This is a genomic window from Pseudonocardia sp. (genome assembly GCF_025465255.1).
Taxonomy (GTDB): Bacteria; Actinomycetota; Actinomycetes; order Mycobacteriales; family Pseudonocardiaceae; genus Pseudonocardia.
Map to the genome: position 1 here is coordinate 1 of NZ_JAODNI010000174.1, position 3,351 is coordinate 3,351.

Consider the following 3,351-nt stretch of genomic DNA (forward strand, 5'->3'; position numbering starts at 1 on the left):
GCCGCGACGGTGGCGCCGACGGCCCCGAAGTCCGTGCCGCGGAACTCACCCGTCACGAACAGGTGCGCGGTCCGGGCCTGCCCGCAGATGAAGGTCAGCTCGCGTTCCCGCAGCAGCATGACCAGGGGGTTCTGGACGGCGCCGAGGCGGCACAGGGCCAGCGACAGCACGATCGTCGAGAGGCGGTTGGGCAGCTGCCAGGACACCACGTCACCGGGGCGCACCCCGAGTGCGAGTAGCCCGGCGGCGGCCCGGTCGACGTCGGCGGCGAGCTCGGCGAACGTGAGCCGGGTCCGGTGCTCGTCGACCGCGAAGAGCGAGTCCGGGGTGAGCTCGGCGCGGCGGGTCAGCAGCTCGGCGACGCTCGCGGCCGCGAACTGCGGGGTCCAGGCCGGTGGGACGGGACGGGCCTCGGCGGGTGCGGACACGCCGCTCACCTCCCCGCCGGCTCGAGCAGGGCCGCCCGGACCTCGCGCTTGAGGATCTTGCCCGCGGGGCCGAGCGGTAGTTCGTCCCGGAATTCGAACCGGCGCGGCTGCTTGTACCCGGCGAGGTTCCCGCGGCAGTGCACCCGCATGGACTCCTCCAGCCCGGGATCGGGTGCGCCCTTGCCGACGACCACCGCGACCGGCGTCTCGCCCCACTCCGGGTCCGGGATGCCGACGACCGTGACCAGCTCGACGGCGGGGTGCGCCGCGATGACCCGCTCGATCTCGGCCGGGTACACGTTGAAGCCCCCGGAGATGATCATGTCCGTCTTCCGGCCGGCGATGTAGAGGTAGCCGCGCTCGTCGAGCCTGCCCAGGTCCCCGGACCACAGCCCGGTCGGCCGGAACGTCTCGGCGGTGGCCTCGGGCTTGTTCCAGTAGCCGGCCGCCACCATGTCCGAGCGGATCACGATCTCGCCGGTCTCGCCGACCGGCAGGTCCGCGCCGTCCTCGCCGACGATGCGGATCTCGGCCATCGGCGTCTCCCGGCCGCACGAGGCGAGGAGCCCCTCGTCGCCGGCGACGGCGGCGCGGTGGTCCGCGGGCGTGAGGATCGTGGCCTGGCCGCCGGCCTCGGTGGCGCCGTAGCGCTGCTGCAGGTCGCAGCCCAGCCGGGCCATCGCCTCCTGGGCGAGCCCCGGCGGCACCGGGGCCGAGCCGTAGCTGATCCGGCGCAGGCTCGACACGTCCCGGCTCGGGTCGTTCTCCAGCACCTTCAGGGTGCGCATGAGCATGGTCGGGATGAACGTCGTCATCGTGACCCGGCTGCGCTCGATCTCGGCGACGACGGCCTCCGGGTCGAACCGGGGGTGCAGCACCAGGGTCTGGCCCAGGAACAGCGCGGCGACCGTGCGGACCATCCCGCCCGCGGTGAAGCACGGCGTCGTCCCGAGGGTGACGTCGGAGTGCACGGCCTCGGTGACGATCGAGGTGTCCAGGGCCTGCGCGACCATGCCGCGGTGCAGCTGGACGACGCCCTTGGGCAGCCCGGTCGTGCCGCTGGTGTAGAGGATGAACTGCACGTCGTCGTGGGTGAGGGTCGGCGGCGTCGGGTCCGTGTCGGTCGACGACGCGAGCGCCGCCTCGTACTCCTTGCCCACCTCCCCGCCGCCCAGCTGCAGGACGAGCTCGAGGTACTCGGTGAACACCTCGCCGGCCAGCGCGGCCTGGTCGGAGTGCACGATTCCGGCCCGCGCCCCGGAGTCCGTGAGGACGTGGGCGATCTCGGGCGCGGAGAGCCGGATGTTCACCGGCACCGCGACCAGGCCGGCCTTGGCCAGCCCGAACACGATCTCGGGCCACTCGGCGGTGTTGCGGGCGCAGATCGCGACCCGGTCCCCGGTCCGCAGCCCGGACGCGCGCAGTGCGGTGCCGAGCCGGTTGGCGCGTTCGTTCACCGCCGCCCAGGTCAGCGTGGTCCCGCCGGAGATGACGGCGGGCTTGGTGGGATAGCGACGGGCGTTGAGGCGGGGGATGTCTCCGACCAGCATGGGTCCTCGCACGGGTGCAGGGGCTGGCCGGAGGCCGCCCGGTGTCTGAAGAAGGGTCAGATCAGGAAGGCGAGCGTCGGGACCGGCCCGCCCGCGTTCACCAGGTGCACGGTCTTGGCGGCCAGGCGCAGCTCCCCGTCGGAGCGGCGGCGCACGGTGTGCACGACCCGGCCCGCCCACGTGGTGAGCGCGTGCCGGTACTCGAACAGGACGAAGTTGGACCCGACGGTGACGGTGTCCGCACCCCGCTCGAGAACCTCGACGTTGGTCAGCAGCCGGCGCATCACCGACGGCGGGGTCTGCGAGTGCCGCGCGCCCGAGTTCAGCTGGGCGACCCGGCTGCGGAGGCGCTTGCGGTTGTCGTAGACGTAGGACAGGTTGACCCGCGGATCGTGGTCCGGGCCCATCGGCACCCAGTACACGCCGTCGTCGTCCCAGAGGGACTCCCAGTCCGAGTACCGTGCCTCGTCCGCGAGCCGGGCCTCACGGTGCAGGAACGCCAGGACGTCCGGTTCGAGGGCGGGGTCCACGGGGGTGCCGGTGCTGAAGGCAGGTTCACTCATCGCATTCCCTCGCTTCGCTCGGTCAGCGCTGCGCGCGGGCGCTGTGACGTTGATTCGCTCGCAAGCTCGCTCATCGGGTCTCTCCGTCCGGGGTGGTCGAGCGGGTGTTGAACCGGCCGCCCAGTACCTCGGCCCAGTGCGCCCACCAGCCGCGCTGCGGGGTCTCGGCGCTCTTGTCGTGGTTGACCAGGCCGGTCTCGTCGGCGGCGTCGGTGTCCCGGCCGCGGGCCAGCACGATCCAGTCCGGCTTCTGCGCCGCCAGGCCCATCTGGTTACGGGCGCCGATCTCGCCGTCGTCCGCGATCAGGAAGCCGGCCGGGCCCATGGCGCCCTCGGTGCGGCGCAGCATGCGGCCGTTCATCTCGTCCTGGCCGGGGATCAGCGCGGGCGTCGTGTAGGCGACGGTCTCACCCGGCGCGATCGGCTCGACCATCATGATGTTCATCTCGGCGAGGAACAGGTTCGGGAAGATCAGGGTGTGCGGCGGGCCCACGACGAACGCGGAGTGCATGTCCTCCGGGCCGTGCGCGCGTTCCATCGCCGCGACGTAGTTCGGCAGCTTGGCCCGCGGTGCCCGGCCGAACCAGACGAACTCCTCGTCGAGCCGGGTGTACTCCGCGGAGTAGTCGATCTCGGAGTGGCCCTGGCCCAGGTCCCGGACGTAGACCTCGACCTTGCTCGGGACGTGCGAGACCTTGGCCTCGCGGACCGCCGAGTAGACGGACTCGTGGGTGAACAACGCGTGGTAGCCGTCCACGTTGTTCTCCATCACCATCTTCCAGTTGCTCATGTGCTGGTGCTTCATCCAGC

The 3,351-nt window shown here is 72.0% G+C and carries 4 protein-coding genes; all 4 read right to left on the reverse strand.

What is annotated here, in order from left to right; all coding sequences use genetic code 11:
* Positions 1-428 (reverse strand): AMP-binding protein (locus JWP64_RS20920; protein WP_297499746.1); only part of this gene is annotated, 428 nt, incomplete at its 3' end.
* Positions 429-433: 5 nt separating this feature from the next.
* Complete coding sequence (locus JWP64_RS20925; RefSeq protein ID WP_297499748.1) at positions 434-1,978, reverse strand: AMP-binding protein; 1,545 nt, start codon at positions 1,976-1,978, stop codon at positions 434-436.
* Between the two features lie 56 nt (positions 1,979-2,034).
* Positions 2,035-2,541, reverse strand: a complete 507-nt coding sequence (locus JWP64_RS20930; RefSeq protein WP_297499750.1) for an aromatic-ring-hydroxylating dioxygenase subunit beta — start codon at positions 2,539-2,541, stop codon at positions 2,035-2,037.
* A gap of 70 nt (positions 2,542-2,611) precedes the next feature.
* The coding region (locus JWP64_RS20935) for an SRPBCC family protein (protein ID WP_297499751.1) at positions 2,612-3,351 on the reverse strand (740 nt) is incomplete at its 5' end.